The sequence below is a fragment of the Vicinamibacteria bacterium genome (genome assembly GCA_035620555.1).
Taxonomy (GTDB): Bacteria; Acidobacteriota; Vicinamibacteria; order Marinacidobacterales; family SMYC01; genus DASPGQ01.
The window spans coordinates 1-21943 of record DASPGQ010000668.1; the positions used below are offsets into that span (position 1 = coordinate 1).

The 21943-nt window shown below is 62.4% G+C and carries 18 protein-coding genes; 3 read left to right on the forward strand and 15 right to left on the reverse strand.

From position 1 onward, the window contains the following. The 4 genes from VEK15_27110 to VEK15_27125 all read right to left on the reverse strand — a co-directional run. On the reverse strand, positions 1 to 636 hold a 636-nt coding region (locus VEK15_27110), incomplete at its 3' end, for a tetratricopeptide repeat protein (protein ID HXV64398.1). Next, positions 633 to 1613 carry a hypothetical protein gene (locus tag VEK15_27115; GenBank protein HXV64399.1) on the reverse strand — a complete coding sequence of 327 codons (981 nt, stop codon included), beginning with the start codon at positions 1611 to 1613 and terminating at the stop codon, positions 633 to 635. The genes VEK15_27110 and VEK15_27115, both read right to left, overlap by 4 nt. After that, on the reverse strand, positions 1610 to 3919 hold the full coding sequence (locus VEK15_27120) for a glutamine amidotransferase (protein ID HXV64400.1): 2310 nt from the start codon (positions 3917 to 3919) through the stop codon (positions 1610 to 1612). The genes VEK15_27115 and VEK15_27120 overlap by 4 nt, the downstream gene beginning before the upstream one ends. Further along, positions 3919 to 4791, reverse strand: coding sequence for a DUF4159 domain-containing protein (locus VEK15_27125; protein HXV64401.1), 873 nt, complete (start codon positions 4789 to 4791; stop codon positions 3919 to 3921). Before VEK15_27125 ends, VEK15_27120 begins: the two co-directional genes overlap by 1 nt. A 234-nt stretch (positions 4792 to 5025) precedes the next feature. On the opposite strand from VEK15_27125, the gene VEK15_27130 reads away from it, so the two are divergent. Next, positions 5026 to 6078: a cytochrome c peroxidase gene (locus tag VEK15_27130; protein HXV64402.1), complete on the forward strand. Its 1053-nt coding sequence runs from the start codon at positions 5026 to 5028 to the stop codon at positions 6076 to 6078. Positions 6079 to 6107: 29 nt separating this feature from the next. On the opposite strand, the gene VEK15_27135 is transcribed toward VEK15_27130, so the two are convergent. The 5 genes from VEK15_27135 to VEK15_27155 all read right to left on the reverse strand — a co-directional run bounded on the left by VEK15_27135 (position 6108) and on the right by VEK15_27155 (position 11469). Continuing rightward, positions 6108 to 6416, reverse strand: coding sequence for a hypothetical protein (locus tag VEK15_27135; GenBank protein ID HXV64403.1), 309 nt, complete (start codon positions 6414 to 6416; stop codon positions 6108 to 6110). A gap of 61 nt (positions 6417 to 6477) precedes the next feature. Then, positions 6478 to 7437 carry a VWA domain-containing protein gene (locus tag VEK15_27140; GenBank protein HXV64404.1) on the reverse strand — a complete coding sequence of 320 codons (960 nt, stop codon included), beginning with the start codon at positions 7435 to 7437 and terminating at the stop codon, positions 6478 to 6480. A 32-nt stretch (positions 7438 to 7469) separates the two neighbouring features. Continuing rightward, positions 7470 to 9308 carry a bifunctional homocysteine S-methyltransferase/methylenetetrahydrofolate reductase gene (locus VEK15_27145; protein HXV64405.1) on the reverse strand — a complete coding sequence of 613 codons (1839 nt, stop codon included), beginning with the start codon at positions 9306 to 9308 and terminating at the stop codon, positions 7470 to 7472. Then, complete coding sequence (locus tag VEK15_27150) at positions 9305 to 9874, reverse strand: hypothetical protein (GenBank protein ID HXV64406.1); 570 nt, start codon at positions 9872 to 9874, stop codon at positions 9305 to 9307. Before VEK15_27150 ends, VEK15_27145 begins: the two co-directional genes overlap by 4 nt. Positions 9875 to 9933: 59 nt before the next feature. Further along, positions 9934 to 11469, reverse strand: a complete 1536-nt coding sequence (locus tag VEK15_27155; protein HXV64407.1) for a hypothetical protein — start codon at positions 11467 to 11469, stop codon at positions 9934 to 9936. On the opposite strand from VEK15_27155, the gene VEK15_27160 reads away from it, so the two are divergent. Further along, on the forward strand, positions 11468 to 13417 hold the full coding sequence (locus tag VEK15_27160) for an arginine--tRNA ligase (protein HXV64408.1): 1950 nt from the start codon (positions 11468 to 11470) through the stop codon (positions 13415 to 13417). The genes VEK15_27155 and VEK15_27160 overlap by 2 nt on opposite strands. Before the next feature lie 42 nt (positions 13418 to 13459). On the opposite strand, the gene lepB is transcribed toward VEK15_27160, so the two are convergent. Genes lepB through VEK15_27175 form a run of 3 tightly spaced genes read right to left on the reverse strand, consistent with a single transcriptional unit; the run spans position 13460 to position 17304 of the window. Beyond that, on the reverse strand, positions 13460 to 14128 hold the full coding sequence (gene lepB, locus VEK15_27165) for a signal peptidase I (protein ID HXV64409.1): 669 nt from the start codon (positions 14126 to 14128) through the stop codon (positions 13460 to 13462). Next, complete coding sequence (locus VEK15_27170; GenBank protein ID HXV64410.1) at positions 14125 to 15180, reverse strand: RDD family protein; 1056 nt, start codon at positions 15178 to 15180, stop codon at positions 14125 to 14127. The genes lepB and VEK15_27170 overlap by 4 nt, the downstream gene beginning before the upstream one ends. Positions 15181 to 15186: 6 nt before the next feature. Continuing rightward, a complete protein-coding gene (locus VEK15_27175; GenBank protein HXV64411.1) occupies positions 15187 to 17304 on the reverse strand; it encodes a TonB family protein in 2118 nt (705 codons plus the stop codon). Between the two features lie 202 nt (positions 17305 to 17506). On the opposite strand from VEK15_27175, the gene bshC reads away from it, so the two are divergent. Beyond that, the gene (bshC, locus tag VEK15_27180; protein HXV64412.1) at positions 17507 to 19135 is read left to right on the forward strand and encodes a bacillithiol biosynthesis cysteine-adding enzyme BshC; all 1629 of its coding nucleotides are present in this window, start codon (positions 17507 to 17509) and stop codon (positions 19133 to 19135) included. A gap of 21 nt (positions 19136 to 19156) precedes the next feature. Here bshC and VEK15_27185 read toward each other — a convergent pair whose 3' ends face one another. The 3 genes from VEK15_27185 to VEK15_27195 all read right to left on the reverse strand — a co-directional run bounded on the left by VEK15_27185 (position 19157) and on the right by VEK15_27195 (position 21792). Continuing rightward, the gene (locus tag VEK15_27185; protein HXV64413.1) at positions 19157 to 19453 is read right to left on the reverse strand and encodes a Dabb family protein; all 297 of its coding nucleotides are present in this window, start codon (positions 19451 to 19453) and stop codon (positions 19157 to 19159) included. A 165-nt stretch (positions 19454 to 19618) separates the two neighbouring features. Then, the gene (locus VEK15_27190) at positions 19619 to 20401 is read right to left on the reverse strand and encodes a FliA/WhiG family RNA polymerase sigma factor (protein HXV64414.1); all 783 of its coding nucleotides are present in this window, start codon (positions 20399 to 20401) and stop codon (positions 19619 to 19621) included. A gap of 176 nt (positions 20402 to 20577) precedes the next feature. Further along, positions 20578 to 21792 carry a dicarboxylate/amino acid:cation symporter gene (locus VEK15_27195; GenBank protein ID HXV64415.1) on the reverse strand — a complete coding sequence of 405 codons (1215 nt, stop codon included), beginning with the start codon at positions 21790 to 21792 and terminating at the stop codon, positions 20578 to 20580. Between the last annotated feature and the right edge of the window lie 151 nt (positions 21793 to 21943).

Sequence of the window (21943 nt, forward strand, 5' to 3'; positions counted from 1 at the left end):
GTACTTCTCCAGAAATAGCTCGCCTGCCCGGATGGTAGGCTGGTGCGAGCTCGGGTCTTTGGCCTTGGCCTCATCCAACACCCGCAGTGCGTCCTTGTAGAGGTCGGGGTTCGTCGCCCCGAGATACCGGCAGGCGATGCCAACCGCCACGAGCTCCTCGGAGGATAGTTGCGCGCTTCCGTTGTAGACGTCGATGAAACGATCGAATCGCGCGAGCGCCTCGTCCAGCTTCCCCTCGTCGAAGAGCAGCATGGCGAGATTCAGCTCGGCGACCAGGTGGTCCGAGGCGCGACCTTCGATGGCGCGCTCGAACGCCGCCCGCGCTTCCTCCACACGTCCGCGAGCGTAGAGGAGCTCTCCCCGCTTGTTCTCCAGCTCCACCGAAGCGGGCTCTTTTTCGACGAATGCGGCGATGCGTGCCAGGCCCTCGTCGATGCGGCCAGTGAGACGAAGGGACTCCACCCATCTCCGGTACAGGCGAGGGGTGGGATTGGCGACCGATTCCCGCGCGAAGATCTCGTCCGCCTCGCCGTAGCGCCCCTCGCGGACGGCTGCCTCCGCATCCTCCAAGCTGGCCGACGCGGGCGCACCGAGAAGCCCGAGCCCGGCGAGCACGATGGACGCGATTCTGGTCACGGTTTGCTACGCTCTTCGATCGTCTGTACGACGCGGGCGAGCTCCAGAAGCAGGCGCTCGAGCTCCTCGTTGTAGAGCTCTTCGGCCATCGAGTCCTTCTGGAGCCGCAAGGCCTCCACCCTTCCCTGGAGATCCTCTCTTCGTCGAATCAACTCGGCCACCTCGGGATTCGCGGCCGTCTCCTCCGAGGAAGCTCCGATCAGGTAGGCGGTACCGGCGAAGTCACCCTCGTCTTCGCCCGGCGCGCCGATCCCGATGCCGTCCCCGTTGTCGTCGAGCTGGGGGTGCTCGGTTTTCAGGAGGTTATTCTCCTCGTAGTAGCGGTCTACCTGTTGTCGGGCGTAATCGAACGCTTCGAGCACGGAGACGCGCTCGTTCTTGTCAGTATCGGCGTCGTCCCCAGAATAGGCCTCCACGAAGAACTTGCCAAACTGGGTCTCGTTCCGTTCGTGGCTCGTTTTCGTCGCGGTGACGAGCACTCGGCTCGTGGATGAGAGCGCGGGCAGAAAGTCACCGCTGGCGCTGGTCGTATTCACGAAGACCACGAGCTGTTCGGTGAATGGAGCAAGCAGCCCCTGGAAATCATCCGGCGTCAGGTCCGGCCCGGGCAGATTGAAGCGCGCCTGGTCGCCGCTGAAGCCTCCGTGGCCGAGAAGCATGATGTAAATCTGATCTCCGGGCCGAACCGTTCGCTGCAAATCGGCGAAAACGCCGATGATGTTCTCCCGGGTCGACTTGGCACGGATGACATCGGGCGCCAGGGTCGGGTCCTCACCGAGGTAGACCACATGGTCGGGCGAGAGCCCGTACCGATCGATGGCCGCGGTCCGCATCGCCAACGCCCATTCATGGAATCGCTCGGTGTAGGAAGGCTCTCCGCCGAGCCCGGCGATGAGCAAGAGATGTGATTGTTTCGCCAGCACGGGTGCGGTGGAAATCAGCGATCCCAGAATTGCCGCGAGCACTCCCGCTCTCATGCAAGCCCCTTCAGCTTCCGGTAACCCCACTCCGTCGTCATGATTCCGAGAAGCAGAAGAAAGATCGCCGGCATGTCCCACAGGTCGCGACTCTCGCGGATCGTGGTCCCTCCCTCGGTGTAGCTCATGTCCTCGGGCAACCGAGACACCGTCTCCGGAGTGTAGAACTCCCCTCCGGTCTCGTCGGCGATGCGCTCGAGAAGCGGCGCCCTCATCTCAGCCTGGAAGTACTCGTCATCGAGGTCTGCGGACTCCACGTAGGACGTGGCCGAACCGATGGCGATTCCGTCCCGCTCGGCGTCGACACTCAGCTGGTAGATTCCCTTCTCTCCCGGGAGGAAGCTGGCCCGATACTCGCCATCCTTGTCGACCGTCCACTCCATCGGCAGCTCGATCCGCTCACCCGAGGGCGCGCGGATGATCGCCGTAACCTGAGCGTTGTTCACTTTGAGGAAGCGCTCGTCGTCCACTTCCGCCCGCAACGTCACGCTCTCGCCGGGTGCGTAACGTCCTTTCTCGGTGGCAATCGCCACCGGATCGGGAACGTAGCTCACGAGCGAGCGGAGAAGCTTGCGCCAGAAGAGCTCGTGGGTCATGTCTTCGAGGGGGATTTCGTGGTGCATCTGCCACTGCCACGAATCGCTTACGGTGAGGGCAATCGACTTGCCGCGGCCGTAGCGTTGAAAAACGAGGACGGGCTGTTCGGTGATCCCATCGCCCGACCCGACGAGAAGCGTCGTCGCGCCCGGCTTGACCCGACGCACGTCGTTCAGTGTCGAGAGCGGCGGCAGCGACTCCCACTTCTTCGCGCTCGCCTCGAGATCGGCTCCGAACTGGGTGACCGGATGGGTCGCGCCGAAGGGGGTCGGCTCGACCTGGAGCTGCGCGAAGACCGGACTCTCGGGAGTATCCCCGCCCCCGGTCGAGCTCGGCTCCAGTACGATGGGAAGCACTTCGGCGACCGGGGTCCCCTCGAAGCCGCCTTCGGCGAAAGCGAGCCGCCCACCGAGCGCGAGCAGTCCACCTCCGCGCTGGCTCACGAAGTCGGCAATCATCCGCAGCTGATCGTGCGTGAAATAGCTCGCTTCCACGCTCCCGAGAATGATGCCCCGATACTTGAACAGCTCTTCGCGGGTCTTGGGGAAGCCCGCGGCGAGCTCCTCGGGATCGTCGATCTCTAGCCGATAGAACTTGTTCTCCGCGGTGCGCTGGAGGCAAACGACCTGGAGATTCTCGTCGTCCGCCACCGAGCGTCGGATGAACTTGAGCTCGAACCGCGGCTCGCCCTCGAAGTACAGAATCTTCTGCCGGCCGTCCTCTACATGAATGAGCTGCTCGCGCTGGTTGTTCTGAGTGACCATCTCTCCGTCGGCGACCGCGACCTTGAAACGAAAGATGCGCGCTCCGGGGTTGGTCACGGTGAAATGAATGCGCACCGTCGTGGCCTCGGCCTCGCCCGACATCTCGACCTCCCGGGTGTTGACGATCCTGCCGTCGTCCTCGACGTCGAGGCGGACGGTCTCGCCGGCAAAGCCGCGCTGCGAAATGGTTACGTCGACCACCAGCGACGAGCCTTCGAGCACGCTTCGAGGTGCTTCGACCCTCGAGACCTCGATGTCGCGAGTGAAACGCTCTCGGCCGAGTCCGACGGTGTAAACCGGGATCTTGCGCGCCTCGAGGTCGAGCAGGGTATCGCTCATCGTGGAATCGGAGTTGTCGGCTCCGTCGCTGAAGACCACGAGACCGGAGAGCGGCACCGCTGAGAGCTCGTCCATGCTCCTCTCGAGGGCGCGGGAAATGTGGGTCTTCGATCCGGAAAACCCTAAACTACCCGCATCCGCCAGCCGCTCCGCCGACTCCGAGAACCGGAAGAAACGAAGCATGAATTTGTCGGAGAGCGCCCTCGAAAGCGCGCTTCCCTCCGGGCCAAAGGTCTCCTGCAGGAACGCACCTCGCGGGTCCCCGTCGACGTCGGCGATCTGCATGCTCTTGGAGTCGTCGACAAGGATTCCCACGAAGCTTCTTTGAGGTACGACCGTGGAGAGCACGAGCGCCGGACGCGCGAGGCAAAAGAGGACGAGAAGAAGGGCCGCGATCCGAAGCGAGCTGAGAACGATGCGGTCGGTCCTGGACGCCCGCCCGCCAACGTCGCGATAGCGAAGCAGTATCGGCACCGCCAGGGCGACGACGACAGCCCCGAGGAGAAAGAACAGAGCGGACGAACCGAATGCGAAATCCCCCCTCTGGTAAATCAGGGGGCGGTACTTGAACAGAAGCTCGAAGAGGTTTTCGAACCAGGATGACATCAATGACTCATTGCGTAGATGATGAAATTCACTCCCATCTGGTAGGCATAGGTCGAGAATTTGAGTGGGTAGTACGGATTCTCCGCCCATTCCCAGGCATCACCGAGATCGGTATTCCAGTTGATGACTACCATGAGACGTCCGTTCTCGTCGAAGATGCCCTTTACCGCCGGGTAGTATCCATCGGATTCCCATGTGGGACCACCCTGCATCCCCTGGCCTACATTCGGGACCTGGACGATCTCCGTGACGTCGTAAAAACAACTGAAGATGGGATGCGAAAGGGGGATGTCCACGACCGGGTAGCCGGGAAGAATTCGCTGGAACTGCGTCTGGAAGTTCTCGAACTCGAACGTTCCCCAGAAGTCATCGACTACCAGGAATCCTCCAGCCTTCAAATACCGCCGGAGCCCCTCGACCTCACCCTCGGTGAGCGCCATGTACCCCACCTCGACGGTGTAGAGAAAGGGGTACTGCCCCAGGGATGGATCGGTCAGCTGGATTGGATTCTCGAACTCATAGGCATCGAGGTTCGTGAGGCGCTTCAGCCCGATGAGGAACTGTCGATCGGCTTTGGGGAAGTCCACGCTCCAGCTTCGGAAATCTCGAAAACGATAATAGCCGGTGTATGCCGCGCGGGTGAAGTAGAACTGGCGTGAGGACCCCGCGCCTGGCGAAAAGCGGTTCGAGAGCCGCTCCCTGACTTCGAATGCCTCGGGGTTCGACAAGAATGGAGTCTGCCCATTCCCTCCGGGGCTAGCCTTCGAGGTGGCGCCGAGGGCAGCGAGTGCCGCCAGCAGGACCAACGAGAGGGCCAGGAGCGGACCTCTCGTCTTCAGTCGTTGCAGCACGAAAGCGGCCGACTCGCTCATGATGATTGCGACTGCCTCCGGGATACGCCCGTTAGCCGGACTAGAAAAAGATACGCATCGAGACCCCGTCTAGTCCCGGTGCTTCTGCGATTTAGCCCTGATTTATTATACGTCAGTAGCGGGCGGCGGTCATGGGGATTTCGCCACGGGAAAGCCAACTGGCTGGCATCTCACTTCGCTTTCCCCTATGATTGGCCCCGTTTGACTGGCTAGCAATAAGCAGGAGGCCCCCACATGTATCAGCCGAGCATACGTATCCTGATCCCAACCGCTCTCGCGGTCATGGTCGTCGCCTCGATATCGGGCTGTGGCGGAGGCGAAATGACGGAAGCCCCGGAGCCGGAGGCCGAAGCGGAAGCGACGACGGGCGGCGCGGGATGGGAGCCCGTGCCGGTGCCAGCTGACAACCCGATGACGCCGGAAAAAATCGCGCTCGGCCGCCAGCTCTTCTTCGACGTGCGGCTGTCCGTCGACGACTCGAGATCCTGCTACTCCTGTCACCTGTGCGAAAACGGTCTTACGGACGGAAAACCCGTCGCCGAAGGGGCAGGGGGAAGAGTCCTCACTCGAAGCAGCCCGAGCCTGTGGAATATCGCGTACCACTCCGAGTTCTATTGGGACGGGCGGAGTGGTTCGCTCGAAGCCCAAGCCAAAGCGGCTTGGACCGGCGGAAACATGGGAGCCGACGCCGATGCCGAGGTGGAGAATCTCAACTCGATTGCCGGCTATCGAGAGCAGTTTCAAGCCGTGTTTGGAGAGGACGCGACCCCGGACAACGTCGTAGCCGCCATTTCCGCGTACGAGAGGGACGCCCTGTTCTGCAAGGACACCGCCTACGATCGGTGGCAAGCGGGCGACGCGGAAGCCGTTAGCGACGCGGCCAAGCGCGGGGCGGAGCTCTTCGTCGCCAAAGCGGGCTGCGGAAACTGCCACTCGGGGTCGCTGTTCACCGACTTGAAGTATCACAACGTGGGTATCGGAATGGACAAAGAGGAGCCCGACCTCGGTCGATTCGCCGTTACTCAAGCCGAGTCGGACCGAGGTGCCTTCAAGACGCCGAGCTTGAGAGACATTTCCAAATCGGCGCCGTACTTCCATGACGGGAGCGTGGCAACTCTCGAGGAGGCCGTCGAACTGATGTCGTCGGGGGGGATCGACAACCCTCACCTCGACCGGGAGAACATCCAAGACCGAGGACTCACCGCCGAAGAGAAATCGGATCTCCTGGAGTTTCTCCGAGCACTCGATTGCACGTGCCTGTTGACGCAGCCGGCCCTGCCCCAATGAATTTCGGCAGGAGCTCGGAGTAGTTGGGCTCAATCGAGCCAGCGATGGTCGACCACGAAGGAGAAATCGGGCTTTAGCTTGCGGAAGGATAGCTCCGAAGCGATAGAGCGGACGCAAGCCTTTGTCACGAGCTCTTCGGCCGAAGACTCCTTCGAGGTGGCGGTCTCGTCAGCCGTCTGAATCAACGAGTCGGTGAGCTGAAGCGTTCCCGACACCGGACCGCCCGGCTGGCCCGAGACCGTCACGCCGAACGGCTGGAAGGTGTCCCCTTCGCCGCGCTGCCTGCGCTCGAGAACCAGATCGTAGTCTCTTTCACGAACCTTGAACGTCGTTCTCATGACTGAAGGGAGAACTTATAGCCCGTCGGGTCGGCGGCTGCAAGCCCATTCGACCGGAAGATCAATTCGACGGAGGTGGCGGACCGTAGTAGCCTTTGCGGTACCTCAGCTCGATGCCCTCGACGTCCACCTCGACCTTGATTTTCCGGTACTTGCCGTCCTCTCTCGCGTTCGTGGAAACGTAACCGAGGGTGTACTGACTGAATAGCTCTTCGAGGATGCGGTCATAGAGCTCGTCGAGCTGCTCGAGTGACGATCCCAGCGCGTAAGACCCCCCCGTCTCGCTCGAGAGCTGCCGCAAAAATCGACCTTCGGTGAACGTCCGGGTGGTATTTCCCCGGTCGCGGGCGCCGAACTGGATGGTGTGTATCTTGACATCCGACAACTTGACCATATCGAGCACGTCACCCACCCCCAGGGTGCTCCGAGAATCCACCCCATCGCTGAACACCACCAGCGTCTTTCTCCCATCGAGCTCGTACACGCGCTCCAAGAACGTCCCGACCGCGTCGTAGAGCGCCGTCCAGCCCTCGGCCACCACGTCATAGATCCGTGAGCTGACGAGTCTCTGGTCGTCCGACGAGTAGCGCGAGAGTCTTATGTTCTCGTCGAAATCGAGAATGAAGAGGTTCTCGGTCTTGGGAACGTTCGTAAGGAACTTGATCGCCGCCTCGCGAACGAGCGATATCTCGTTCTCCATACTGCCGCTGGCGTCGAGCACCAGCCCGATCACCTGACGTCCCGAGAGCTCGTCCTTCAGCTCGGGTGAGAGACCGACCCACGATTCCTCCAGACCCGCCGCGAACAAGCGAATCTCTTGCTTCACGCCATCCTCGTACACGGAAAATTTCTCGGCGCCCAGCCCGGTGATGAAGTTGTCCTCTTTATCCACAACCGCAACCGGAACCGAGACCATTTCGACGCGGGTCTCGAATACGTAGGGCACGGGTTGCTCGTCCTGGGACTCGCACAAGGAGGGTGCGACGAAGAGGAAGCCAAAAACGAACAACCGATCTCGCATCGGTGGGTCCCTTGGGACGAGGCTAACACACTTCAGGCAATACCGTCGATGACTCGCGCCGCGAGCTCGAATCGATTGAACGGCGGCATCAGGTAGGCTCCATCCGCGAGATCCCGGGCGGCGCGAAGGGCGTCGCGGGCGATGTCGACGCCAACGTCCTGAGCGGCTTCGTTGGTCGGTGCCTTCTTGAGACGCTCGCGCACCTCGGCGGGAACCGCCATTCCCGGTACCTCGTTGTGAAGGAACTCTGCGTTGCGGAAGCTGACGAGAGGAAGGATGCCGACCAGCACGGGAATGCGGACCGGCTCGATCCCCTTGAGGAAACGCTCGAGATAGCTCGGGTTGTAGACCGGCTGCGTCAGACAAAACTCCGCACCAGCGGAAACTTTGCGCTCGAACTTCTCGAGCTCGGCTTCGATGTCGGTCGCTCCCGGGTTCGCTCCCACCCCGATGTGAAAGGGGAGCGGAGAGCCCAGGGGATTTCCCGCCAGATCGAGTCCCCGGTTCAGCCGCGAGAGAATCCGCACCAGACCGACCGAGTCGACGTCGAATACGGCCGTCGCATAGGGATAATCGCCTAATTTCGGTGGGTCGCCCGTCACCGCGAGCACGTTTCGCAGTCCGAGCGAATGAGCCCCGAGGAGATCGCCCTGGATTCCGATGAGATTACGGTCCCGGCACTGATAATGAAGGATGGTCTCGATGCCGACTCGTTGCTCCAGAAGCACCGCGAAGGAGAGCGCGCTCATTCTCGCGCTCGCCCGGGGACCGTCACCGACGTTGATGAAGTCGACATCGTTGTCCTTCAGCCACTGCGCCTTTTCCACGAGAAGACCGGGCTCGGCACCTTTGGGCGGATCCATTTCCACCGAGACCACGAATTTCCGTCCGAGGCTCCTTGCCAGCCGCGATTTGCGTTCCCGCGCGACGGGCTCGTGCTCGACTCGCGGCTCGAGCGGCTTCGAGACCTCGACCGCGCTCCGGGAGAGTCCGAGCGAACGCACGACGCCGACGACGGCACCGATATGGGACGCCGTCGTGCCACAACAGCCGCCGATGATCGAGATGCCCGATCGCAGGAACAGCTTCGCATAGTGAGCCATATACTCCGGCGAGCACAAATAGAGGACCCGACCCTCGACCACCTCGGGGAGTCCCGCGTTGGGCTGAACCGACAGCGGAAGACTCGTGGAGGAGGCCATCCGCTGGACGACGCGGAGCATCAGCTCCGGCCCCACACTGCAGTTGGCACCCACAGCATCGACGTCCAGCTTGCTGAGAGTCCGGGCGACGTTCTCGGGCTTCGCCCCGAGAGGCGTGGCTCCATCGTCGCCGAACGTCATCTGGGCGACCACGGGAACCTCGGTGGACACGGATCGCACCGCCCGGACCGCCTGTGTGAGCTCGCGCAGGTCGGAGAACGTCTCGAGAAGAATGAGGTCTGCTCCTCCGCGGACGAGTGCGTCCGCTTGCTCGTGAAAGGCGTCGAAGGCATCCTCCTCGGGCACGGTTCCGATTGGAGCGATCGGTTTGCCCAGCGGACCCACGGAGCCCGCGACCAGGACGGCCCTGTCGTCGGCCGCTTCCCGCGCGATCTCGACTCCTTTCTCGTTGATGACCCTGACACGGTCTCCGAATCCATGCGGCTGGAGCTTGAAACGATTCGCACCGTAGGTGTTCGTTTCGATGATGTCCACCCCGACTGCGAGATAGTCACGATGGATCGATTTCACCAGCGTCGGATTCGAACAGTTCAATTCATCAAAGCAGCGATTGACCATCACCCCCTTCGCGTACAGGCTCGTCCCCATGGCTCCGTCACAAACGAGGGGTGAGCTCTCCAGGCGAGAACGAAATGCGGCGCGGTTCAAATCTGCTCCTGGGCCGAGGCTTCGGAATCTCGCAGTCCGAGAATGCTCTTCTCGACCGACAGCGTGTTGTCATCGATGTGCCGCGCGAGAATGCGCCGTGCCTGGCCGTAGAACTCGCCGGGAACTCGTAGCCGAGCGTAGCCATATCCAAAGGGAGGCTCGGTCTTCACCATCAGAACGATTTCCGGCCTCTCGAGCCACGACAAGGAACGGATTTTGTCGAAAGCGACGAAACCTTGTTCCGTCCAGATCCCCGAAGCGTAGAGACCTCTGCGAATCCGAAACGAGAGCGGAAAAAGCACGGTGTAGAAGATCGCCATCAGGCCCTGCGCGATGATCGAAAGGGGCGGCCTGCGGAGCACGAAAATCGTAATGAACGTCATCACCATCAGGAAGAAGCCGATGCCGAGACAGAGGTTGAAGAACCAAGGTCTCTTCGGAAGCCACGTCAGCTCGGCTCTCGATGCGATCCGCCGATATGTCACGTAACGCACCAAATAGATTCCATTCCAAACGGTGAAGAGGGCCGAGAGCGCCACGAAGGACAGACCCAGAATATTGTCCATGCTCACTCTCCCCCTTCGGTCATTCTATATTTGTTCGCCGCAATGTCGCGGCGGGACCTTCATAACTCGTTGGGACCGCTACTCCGCGTCTCTGCGGCCGTGGAGATGGCGGTCTTGGCGGGACGGGCAGAGACTCCGTGCTCCGCAACCACGACGGCATCGATGAAAAGCCGTTCGGCGTCGCGTTGTCCTTGGGCGACGAGGGCATCGAGCCCGAGCCGCTCGCTTCCCGGCTGGGGCCGTCCGGCGAGCTCGAAAGGACGAAGGCGCTCGGAATGGGGCCGGATGACGAAAACCGGCACGTTCGAGGAAGCGGCCCACGTCAGATCGTCCCCGAGGCTGCGTCTGAGAGCCGCCGCAGAATGACGTTCCCAGGTCGAGCCCGAGAGCGAGTCGGAGGGGTGGGAGCCAATGGCGTAGATGACCTGCTCGGCCCCGAAAGCGACCGCATCCGCGACCGCTCCCTGCCCGAACAGCACACTCGAGCAGAATCGATGCACTTCGCCGCCGTGCCGGTGACTCAACGGCAGTTTGATGGGCACGCTGGCGACCAGAAGTGGCGGGCTCGAGGCGGCAACCAGCGCTTCGCACAGCACGCCAGCACCCTCCTCGGTCGAGAGATCGATGGGCTCGGAAGTCGTCGCCGTCTCCCGTCGGGAGCTGGCGGTCTCGAAGAAACGATCCTTGACCAACACGAACGGGACCTCGCGCCCCGCGTCGCTGTCGAAGGCATAGAAGACGAGCTCGCGGTAACCATGTTGCCCGAGGCTTGCCTTCAGCAGATCGGAATAGGCTCGTCCGAGCTCTTTGCGGTTCTTGGGGCGTTTCTCCGAGGAGGCACCACGAACGACGAGCCACATCAGCGCTTCGAGCCCGTCGGAGAAGGGAGACAGATCGAAGAAAGAGCCGAAAGGCGCGACTCCGAAAGAGCGGTGCTCGAGCGCCAGAGCGAGCCACTTTACGGTGAGGAACACGAAGAGCACCATCATGGGTAGGGCGATCGACGGGAGGTAGAACCGTTCCGCGAGCTCGAACGCCGACGGCAACCACGAGAGCGTCTCCGCCCCGGGAATCAGCGGCCCGAGCAGGACGCTTATGGGAAGCGCCACGAGAGATACGATCCCGAGCAGTCCCGGCGATAGAAAAAATGCGATGGCTGCGGCCATGCAGAGCAAAGCCATTCGATAGGACGTCGCGAGTCGATAAGGACGTCTTGCTTGCAGCGTGTCGATGAGGCCGCCCCGCCCCTCCAGATGCTCTTCACCCTGGACGGAAGCAAACGCCGCCGCCACGGCCCCGGCCCCGCGTCCGACCACGAGGTCGATACGAATGCCCGCGGACTGGACGGCCCGGAGTACGCCAGCAAGGTAGGCGAGAGCGGTTCCTTCGCCCGTCAACAGGAGGGCTGTTCGCCGGCTCGGATTGAAACGCGAGGCTGACATGTCCCGAGGTGCGTCATGATACATCTCGGCGAGCCGTACCGCATCGATGGCAGGGAAACCCTCGTAAGGATACGACGATCGCGGATCGACGGGTGTGCTTGCCGAAGATGCGGCCGAGGGTTTCGGGATCCTCCGGTTATAATTCGCCTTCATGAGCGAGCTCTTGAAGGACAGGCTCGTCGCGACGCTGATTCGAGCCGTAAAAGAGAGTTATGGCCTCGACCTCGCGGAGATCGTGAGCGAGCGTCCGCCGGAGGCGGATCTCGGCGATCTCGCATTCCCCACCGCTTTCGAGCTTGCTCGGAGCGCGAGAACCGCGCCGAGAAAGATCGCCGAGACGCTCGAGCCGGCACTGCAAGGCGTCGATGGCGTGGAACGAGTCGAGGTCGCCGGCGCAGGCTACCTGAATGTCTTCTTCGACCGGCGACGATATCTGGAAGAGTTTCTTGCGGGCGAGGGGGCGGTCGCGTCACGCGGAGAAAAGATCATCGTGGAGCACACGAACATCAACCCCAACAAGGCGGCGCATATCGGTCACTTGAGAAATGCCGCACTCGGCGACAGCTTCGTCCGAGCCCTGCGCCATACGGGAATAGAGGTCGAGGTCCAGAATTACATCGACGATACCGGCGTTCAGGTTGCCGACGTCGTCGTGGGTTTTCTCCACATCGAGAAGCGAGACGAGCGCGAGGTTCGCGCCCTCGTTCGAGACAACCGTTTCGACTACTACTGCTGGGACCTCTATGCGCGCGTCTCCGACTTCTACCAGGAGGACCCCGAGAGGCTCCGCCTGCGCGAGCAGACGCTCAAGGCAATCGAAGAAAACGAGGCGCCCGAAGCCCCGCTCGGCGCCCTGATCGCGGAAGAAATCGTCCGATGTCATCTGGCGACGATGCAGCGGATCGACGTTCGCTATGATCTCTTGCCCGCCGAGAGTGACATCTTGAAGATGCGGTTCTGGGAACGGGCCTTCGAGCTTTTGAAAGAGAAACAGGCGATCCGCCACTCGAGCTCAGGCAAGAACGCCGGCTGCTGGGTGATGGACCTCGGCGAGTCCGAGGAAGAAGACGAGAAAGTCATCGTCCGCTCCAACGGGACGGTCACCTATGTCGGCAAGGATATCGCCTACCAAATGTGGAAGCTGGGACTTCTCGACAGGCAATTCCGGTTCCGGCCGTTTCATCGTTATCCCGACGGCCACACCGTGTGGTCGACGACGTCCGAGGCCAGCGGGAGCCCGAGCGAAGAGGTTCCGAGCTTTGGAAACGGTGCGACGGTGTACAACGTGATCGACGTCCGCCAGGCTTACTTGCAGAAGGTCGTGCAGAAGGGCGTTTCGCTTCTGGCGTCGGAGGAAGCGGGGCTCCGTTCGCGCCATTTCTCCTATGAGATGGTCGCGCTGACGCCATCCACCTGTCGCGAGCTCGGGTTTCCCGTCAGCCCGGACGAGGAGAAGAGGCCCTACCTGGAGGTATCCGGCCGAAGGGGACTGGGGGTCAAGGCCGACGATTTGATCGACGCGCTGGTCGAGAAAGCGCGACGCGAAGTCGATTCTCGCAACGCCGGGCTCGCCGCCGAGGAACGAGCCGCCATAGCCGAAGAGATCGCCCGTGGAGCACTGAGATACTTCCTGATCAAATACACGAAGAACAAGGTAATCGCCTTCGATTTCGCCGAGGCGCTCTCGTTCGACGGCGACAGCGGTCCCTACCTGCAGTATGCCGCCGTCAGAGCGGGAAAGATCCTAGCCCGACTCGGCCATCTTTCCGACGGACCCGAGGAAACAAGGGGCCTCGTTCACCGAGGCTTCGCGAGAGACGTCCCCGCCGGGGAGGCCGACGAGTTGTGGTCGATGATTCTCGCGGCGACGGAGCTGGACGACATCATCGCGGCAGTCATTCGAACCGAAGAGCCGTCGCACCTGACGCGCTTCGCGCTCTCGTTGGCACAACGTTTCAACGCCATCTACCACCGCTATCGGGTGGTGGAGGAGACCGACGAAGCGAAGCGCGCGTTGCGTACCCTCGCGGTGCAGATCTTTCATCGGCAGCTTACGCGAGCCCTGGATCTCATGGGCGTTCCCGTTCCCGAGAGAATGTAGCAAGGAAGCCCCGATGCGATCGGGCCGCGGCTGGCCCTCTCGTCAATCGATGCTTCCGAACCTTGGGAGGGGCCAGATGCGAAGAAACGCCTTGCCGTAGATATAGCGCTCGGGCACCAACCCCCAGCTGCGGCTGTCGTTGCTCCCCGACCGATTGTCACCCAGGACGAAATAATGTCCCGAGCGAATCCGGACGGGTCGGTAGCTGCGATTGTCGGCGTTCGCCTCACTCACGTAAGGCTCGTCGATCGGATGGTCGTCGACATAGACGACACCATCCCGAACTTCGATGGTCTCGCCCGGGAGGCCGATGACTCGTTTGATGAACGATAGACTGGGATCTTCGGGGTACCAGAAGACGACGACGTCTCCTCGGTCGATCTCGGCCAGGTAATAGAGGAACTTGTTCACCAGGATGCGCTGTCCATCTCCAAGCTCGGGCGACATGCTCGTGCCCTGCACCTTGAACGCCTGCACGACATAGGTGATGAGCAGGACGCATACCACCACGGCGATCGCGAGATCGTGAAGCAGCTCGATGATCGCCTGGAGGGGCTTGGACTTGTTCGCTTCGAGAGCCGAAGCTTCTTCCTCGGTCGACGGTCTGGCGGGCTCGGCAGCGGAGGGGACGTCGATCGCCTCGGATGCCAGCGCGGTCTCCTCGACCTCGATTTTCGGGTCGAATCCGTTTCGAGACGCCGAGCTCGTCACGAGCTGACCATCACCCGAGTTCTGGAGAGCCGATCATGAAGCGCCAATCGATCCTCACGGAAGGCGACTCGAATCAATCCCAGTCCGAACGGAAGCAAGCTCAAGAGGCAACTCGCCAACCGAACCAGGGCACGGGGGACACCAATGGGCGAATCCCCTTCTTCGGTCTCGACGGAGAGTCCGAGAAGGCTCATACCCGGCGTGGCCCCTCTCAATCCCCACGACATGACGAAGTACATGATACATAGGGTAGCGAAAGCAACTCCGGCGACACCGACCAGCAGGGAGCTCACGGCTGGCTCGGCGCCTGGTCCCACCAGCGTCACCCACACCAGGGCGGCCAGCAGAAGGGGAATGCCGAGGATCATGCAATCCACGAAAGCGGCGAGGAGACGAACACCGAGCCCGGCGACATTTTCCTGCGCCCGCGCAATCCGCCGGTAAGGACTGAGCGCCTCCACACGGCTCGGCCCGACTTGCGGCTTCACCGGAGGAGACTCCCGGCCAGAAAGGGGCTTTCCGCAGTGTCCGCAGAATTCCGCGGGCAAGAGCACGAATTTTCCGCAGGTATCGCAGCGCATCGCGTCGCCGTCCAGCTTCTGTCCGCAGCTGCGACAGAAGCGATCGACGTCTCGAGTCTCCGCGCCGCAAGTGGGGCAAAGGCGAGCCGAGGGCTGCTTCGAAGACCTCACTGGCTCGATCTCGGCGCTCGTCTCGAATCCCGACCGATGAGGCGGCGTCGCGGCCGATCGATTCTCATTGTCGTCGAGCTGAAACAGCAGGCGCGAGGAACCGATGGCGACGAGGTCTCCGTCCCGCAGAGTCATTTCCGTTTCTACCTTGTCGCCGTTGACTAGAGTACCGTTTGCGCTGTGGTTGTCGCGAAGAACGAACAGTTCGTCACGCTGCTCGAGAATGGCGTGCCGCCGCGACACCATCGAATCGGAGAGCACGAGATCATTCGAAGGATCGCGGCCGATCGAAATGACCCGGGAGGCGATGCGGATCTCCTTCTTGCTCGCGGAGGTCGGATTGATGACCAGCCTGGCCAAAGCGCGCTACCTACCCTGCCTGAAGCGAAAACGCTGCATCCATCGCATCTTCACCGGAACACCGTCTCGGATCGCGGGCTGGTATCGCCAACCTCGAACCGTGTCGATAACGGCGTCATCGAAAACCGCCCCCCCCGACTCGTGAATCTCGAGATCTCGTACCTGCCCGCTCTCGTCGATGACGAAACCGAGAAGCACCGCGCCTTCGAGGCGAGCCTCTCGCGCGGCAGAAGGATAGGCGACCGCCGGACACTCGAGGCATTTGGCCGCAGTGACCCCGGGCGCGCCTTTTTCGACCACGTCTGCCTCGCGGGCCCGAGGCTGCGGTGAAACTTCCGGTTCCTCCACGCGCGCCGCCCGAGGAGGCCCCCCCCTCGAAGTCAGCACCGCGTCGATTTCTTCGACCCCGCCGGCTCGAGCCACGATCGAGTCCTCCCACGGTAGGTAGCCCTCCAAGTGCAGGCGAACGACGCGTTCACCGGCGGGAACGCGAACGCGCTCGAGAGGGGTGCGGCCCTTCGAAGCTCCATCGATCTCCACCGCCGCCCCCTGCGGCTGGGAATCGATCCGGACGAACGCCAGCGCGGGCGCGGGCCGGGGCTTGGGTTTCGACTCGAGCGCCAGGTCGAACGTCGCCCCCGGCGCCCTCTGAGTCATTTGCGCGGTGACTTGCGCGGGCAAGTAACCGTCGAGCCGGACCTCCACGTCGTATTCGCCCAGGGGCAATTCTTGGATCTCCAGGGGCGTTTCGCCTCGCTCCACCCCGTCGACGAGAACCAGCGCGCCTTCGGGATCGGTGAACACGCGCAAGGTTCCGCTATCGGCAAGGATCTCGGCAGCAGAGTCGATTACGTCCGAACCGACGGCGCCGGTCCTCCCATCGGGACGAGTGAGCAGCGTGACGAGCCAAATGAGAAACGCGCCGGCCGCAGCCAGTCCGACGAGACGCTTCCACGAAGCCCGGCGTCCGACTCCTGCCGCAGAATCGAGCCCCCTCCGAGAAGTGGGAGAGTGATCGTTTCTCTCGGGAATCTCGCCCGGAGGTGGACCATCGTAACGAGTTTCCTCGGAGGATGCCGGTGGGGCTGCCGAGCGACTCGCTCCTCCGAAAGGGTCGCCGTACTCCCGGCCCGCCATCGTCGTTGCCGTCACGTCAGACGAGGCGGCCCGGATGGAGCGATCCTCGTGGAACGCCGCAGGGCTGTCCACGTAGGTCGCGTCGGAGTCTTTCGGGAACGCGCTCCTGTCGCTGACGATGACCGTCTCGCCTTCCAGCGCACCGAACCAGGAGCCGAGACACAACTCGAGGTCACTTACGAACTCGGACGCGTTCGGGTAACGGTCATCGGGGTCCTTGGCCAGTACCCGGGCAAAAACCTCGTGCCACTTGTGGGGCAGGAGCCCCAGCACCTCCAGGCCATCGGGATGAATCGGATCGGAATGAACCAGCTTGTAGAGGATGGAAGTTACATTGTTCCCGGGGAAAGGCTGCTGACCGCTCAACATCTCGAAGGCCACCACGCCCAGGGAGAAGATATCGGTCTTGCCATCCAGATCCTCACCCATCGCTTGCTCGGGCGACATATAGCTCGGCGTTCCCATCGTGAAGCCGGTATGATTCCGTTCGGCATTCACGAAGCTCGCGATCCCGAAATCGGTGACTTTGACTTTTTCGCCCCCGTGAACGATGACGTTCGACGGCTTGATGTCACGGTGAACCACGCCCTCCCGATGGGCGTAATCCAGAGCGCTCGCGATCTGGGAGACCAGACCGATGACGAGCTCGGGCTTCAGCCGCTGACTCTCGAGGATCGAAGCCACCGTCCGCCCTTCGACGTACTCCATCGCCAGCCAGGGAATCTGATCCTGAATGTGGCCCACATCGTATAGGGTGACGATATTGGGGTGGGAAAGCCTGCCCGCAGTCTTCGCTTCCGTCGAGAAGCGCTCGAGAAAGTCCCGGTGGTCCTGACTCCCCGGCGGAACATCGAGTCTGAGGGTCTTCACCGCGACCGGCCGCTTGATGATGGGATCGAAGGCCTTGTACACGGCCCCCATCGCACCGAAGCCAATAGCCTCGAGTATCTCGTATCGATCGATTCTCTTCGGGATCTCACCCTGCACTGGGGTCAGAGGCTCCTATTCGATACCGGTGGGGTCCCCACCCTCGGCAACTGCGCAAGGGCTACGGGTGGACGTTCTTCCTAAAAAGTTCTTGTTAAGTCAAACTAGCATAACCTTTTATGGAGTGTCAACGCTGCCCAGCCGGACCCATTTCTGGATTGGTGGTCTCGGGAACGCTATGATATCTCCCGAGTAAGCGTACGTGGTGGAGACCGTCGCGATCGACTATCGGAAACTGCCGTCGTACAAGCCGCTGTTTCTCGACTACCTCCATCGCTTCGAACAGCTATCGGACTTCTATGTCGGCGACCCCTTTTCCGCCGACACCTGGCAGGCCGTCGCGCGATCGCTCGCAAACGGCTCCCACCCGCGTAGCGTCGTCAGTGTCAGCCTAAGAGAGCTCAATCGTGAGCTCGGGGCGGACGATCAGGCCCTCGAGAGCACGTCCGCGATTTCTGAAGGCGCCCTCGCCATCGTGACCGGCCAGCAGGTCGGTCTGTTCGGGGGCCCGCTCTACACGCTCTACAAGGCCCTCACCGCGGTTCGGCTCGCGCGCAGTGCTACCGAGCGGCTCGGGAGGAAAATTGTCCCGCTGTTCTGGATGGACGCCGACGACCACGACTTCGACGAGGTGCGGGCAGCCTGGTTTTTCGATGGACGCCACGAGCTCGTCGAGTCGAGCTACCCGGTCGAAGATGCCGATTTGCGGCTTCCGGTAGGCAGCCGCAAGCTCACCCCTTCGATCTCCGACACGCTCCGAGCGACGTTCGAGGCACTGCCGCAATCGGAGTTCTCCGGCGAAGTTCGCGAGGGCCTCGCCGAGGCTTACGCGCCGGGACGGACGATGGCGGAGGCTTTCGGAAGCTGGCTGCTCCGTCTCACGCGGGGTACGGGACTCGCCATCGTCGACCCGTCCCGTGCCGAGCTGAAGCAGGCCGCCGCGGGGCTTTTCGAGCGTGAAGTGCTCGAAGGATCGGAATCGAGCGCCATCGTTCTCCGTACCACGGCGAGCCTCCTCGCCCGCGGCTACCACGCCCAAGTCAACCCCACCGAATCTCAGCTCAACCTGTTCTACGCCAAGCCGTTTCGCGAGCCCATCGGCATCGAGAACGGATCTCTGGTGGTCCCGGGAAACGGGAATCCCGTCGCTCGGGACGAAGCCGCAAGAAGAGTGCGGGAAGAAGCGGAGTGCTTCAGTCCGAACGTTCTCCTCCGCCCTTTGTACCAGGACAGTCTATTGCCTACGCTTGCCTACGTCGCCGGACCCAACGAGCTCGCCTACTTCGCGCAGCTCAAGGGAGTATACGAGCACTTCGGGGTTTCGATGCCCCTTGTCGCTTGTCGAGCGAGCTTCACCGTGGTCGAGCGCGCCCAGTCGCGCTTTCTCTCCCGCTACGATCTCGACGTGACGCGGCTTTCCGCGAACGACGAGTCATTGTTGAACGAGATCCTGCAGCGCTACACCCCGCCCCAGCTCGAGGAGGACCTCGCTCGGGCGCGTCGCTGTGTTCAGGAGATCACCAGCGCCATCGGCCGTGATCTCGCCGAGGTCGATCCGACGCTCGTGCCTTCGGTGAAGTCCACCCGAGGCAAGCTCTTTCATTTGCTGAAGGAGCTCGAAGGCAAAGCGTTGAAGGCGGTCAAACGCAAGCACGACACCGTTCGTTCACAGTTCCTTCTGGCGAGGACCGCTCTCTTCCCCGGGTTCGAGATGCAGGAGCGCAAGCTGTCAGGTGTGGGACTCCTGAACAAGCACGGCTGGTATTTTTCGCGGCTCGTAGAGGACAGCGTCGATCCTGCCCAAAAGGCTCACCTGCTGCTGCATATCTAGCGCTCCAACTGAGTTCTCGATCTAAACTCTATAGTCGTAGACGCGCTTGTCGTCCTGGATAGGGCCCAGGATATCGCTGACGAAGCGCTGATGATCGGGATGGATCTGGTAGCTCTCGAGAGCGGTCTCGTCTTCGAAGTCCATTACGATCGCGATGGGATGCTCGCGCTCCGACTTCACTCCGAGTCCCCTCCCGATCCGGAGGTTGCGGACGGCGGGAATGGAGCCGAGCAACCTCTCGGCTCGAGTCATGAACTCTCTTCCATCGGCTTCCGACACGCCCTGCTTCAGGCGAACGAGAACGATGTGGCAGATCATGCGAGCTCCTCTTCGACAGCGATGTTAACAGAGCTGGCGCTTTCTAGTGTGTTCAATGCCGTGACGGGACCCGTAATCGCTCGTGCCGCCACGGCTCGGGCTGCTTACGGCGCGGCCAGCGCGCCGAGCTCGCTCCGCTCGCGCAGGCTGGATTGTACTTTTTTATCAGCCTGCCAGTCCGCCCGACTTCACTCTCCGCTGAGGCCTCTGGCGACGCATCTTGGGGCCGGACGACCCCTGGCGACGTGGTGTGAGAGGCGGGTTCTGGTCGCCTCGGGCGAGACTCAGTCTCAGCTTCGAGAGCACCCTCGAGTGGATCTGCGAGATGCGGGACTCGTTCACGCCGAGAATGGCTCCCACCTGCCTCATCGTAAGCTCATCGTAATAGTAGAGCGACAGTATCAGCCGCTCCCGCTCGGGCAGGTCTTGAATCGAGCGTGCGAGAAGAGACTCGGCCTCGAGTCGCTCGAGCATCTCATGTGGATCGACGGCATTCGGATCCGACACGGTGGAGATGAACTCCTCCACGGGCACGTTGTGCTGGTATGCGGATTCCGCTCGACGGATGCGCTCTCTGGTTCTCCTCAGCTCGGCCAACGCCACGCCGAGGCCGTCCGCGACCTCCTCCTCGCGAGGTGGCCGTCCGAGGCTGGCTTCGAGACGACGTTCCAGCGTTTCCAAACGCCGCCTCACTCGACGCACCGATCGAGGCGCCCAGTCCAGGCTTCGAAGACTGTCGAGCATGGCGCCCTTGATGCGGAACTCCGCATAGGTCGAAAAACGCGCTCCCTTGTTCCGGTCGAACTTGGACGCGGCATCGAGCAGCCCCACGAACCCCGACTGAATCAGATCCGCGAGCTCGACCTGCCCGGCGACGTGGCCGGCCATGGCGAGGGCGAGCCGCTCGACGAGCGACACGGAATCGCGAACGAGAGCTTCCCGGTCCACGGCCGCTTCGAGTGCAAGAAAGCTGCCAAGCCGCGGTTCGGTTCTCCGGATACGCCTCCCGGTATCCGGTCCGCGGACACCGCAGCGAAGCCCTTCGTGGACGCCGGGGGCGTCCGCTTCTTCACGACGAAGAGACTGCGATCGTGAGGGAAAGTCCCCCTTGGCCCGTCAAAAAATTAAACCTCGGCGATCTCGGCGGAATCCACGAAGGCAGCGTTGACGAGATGGCCAAGCAGATTCGTCGTCGAGCGCACCATGTCGAGCGGCCGCTCGACTCCGAGCACGAGCGCTCCGCCCTCGAGTGGAAGTCCCAGCGCGGAGAGAATGATCGTGAGGTTCACGAAGCTCGCCGCAGGTACCGAGGCTACGGCGAGCGCCGACAGCATCGCCGTCACCACGAGCGTCACGAGGTCGTGCGCCGCCAAGCCGACCCCGTACACCTGAGCGATGAAGAGCACCGAGATGGCTTGGTAGATGGCGCTTCCATCGCGGCCGATCGCGGCCCCGAGCGGAAGCACGAAGCTGGCCACGCGCTCGGATACCCCTCCCTCGTCTTGCATCGACCGCAACGAGACGGGCAGAGCTGCCGCGGTCGAGCAGGTGACGAACGTGATGAGCGCCGGGGGCCGGGCGGCAGCGAGCAAACGACGGATCTTTCCTCGCGCCACGAGGCCCAGCACGCCACCGTAGACGAGGATCACATGCGCGGCGAGCGCGATCAGGACGACGCCGACGTAGGTTGCGAGCGTGACGAGCACCCCGAGACCCGTCCGCCCCACGACGGTTGCCATGAGACCAAAGACACCGAAGGGCGCGAGCTCCAGGATCCATGCCGTCAGCTTGTAGAGGGCCTCGGCCAGGCTTCTGGCGACTTCGACGAGCGGATTGCGACGCGGCTCGGGAAGCGCGCTCGCGGCCAGACCCAGAAGGATCGAGACCACGAGCACCTGGAGAATGTTCCCCTCGACCATCGCGCGAACGGGATTGTCGGGAATGATCCCCAGGGCGAGGTCTATGAGCGATGGACGGGGCCCGTCGGCATCGATCTCCGGCATGCCCTGTGAGGCAAGCAGGCTCGCTCGCGCTTCGCCGCTGAGCGCCCGTCCGGGTGCCAGGGAGAGACCGAAGAAGATCCCGATGAGCAGGGCTGCCACGAGGCTCCCCAGCAAGAAACCGAACGCCCTCAAGCCTATGCGGCCGAAAGCGGCACGCCCGGGAAGTCCGGCGATCACCATCACCAGGGAGGTCGCCACCAGAGGGACGACCACCATCCGGATTGCCTTCACGAACAACGTGCCGAGAGGCTCGAAGACCGCGGCCGGCTCTCCGAAGAGCGCGCCCACGACGGTGCCCGCCACCAGACCGATTCCCACGCGGTGGTGGAACTTCAAAACGCGGGGAAACTTATCACACTACCCGACCTCCGCTTGCGCCCGGCGAGCGAAGTTGTTATCACCGTATCCATGACGGAGGCAGCACGCTCATCGCAAATCGCCAGGCTCGAGGAGCTTTGTGCGAGACGAATTCTCGTCATCGACGGCG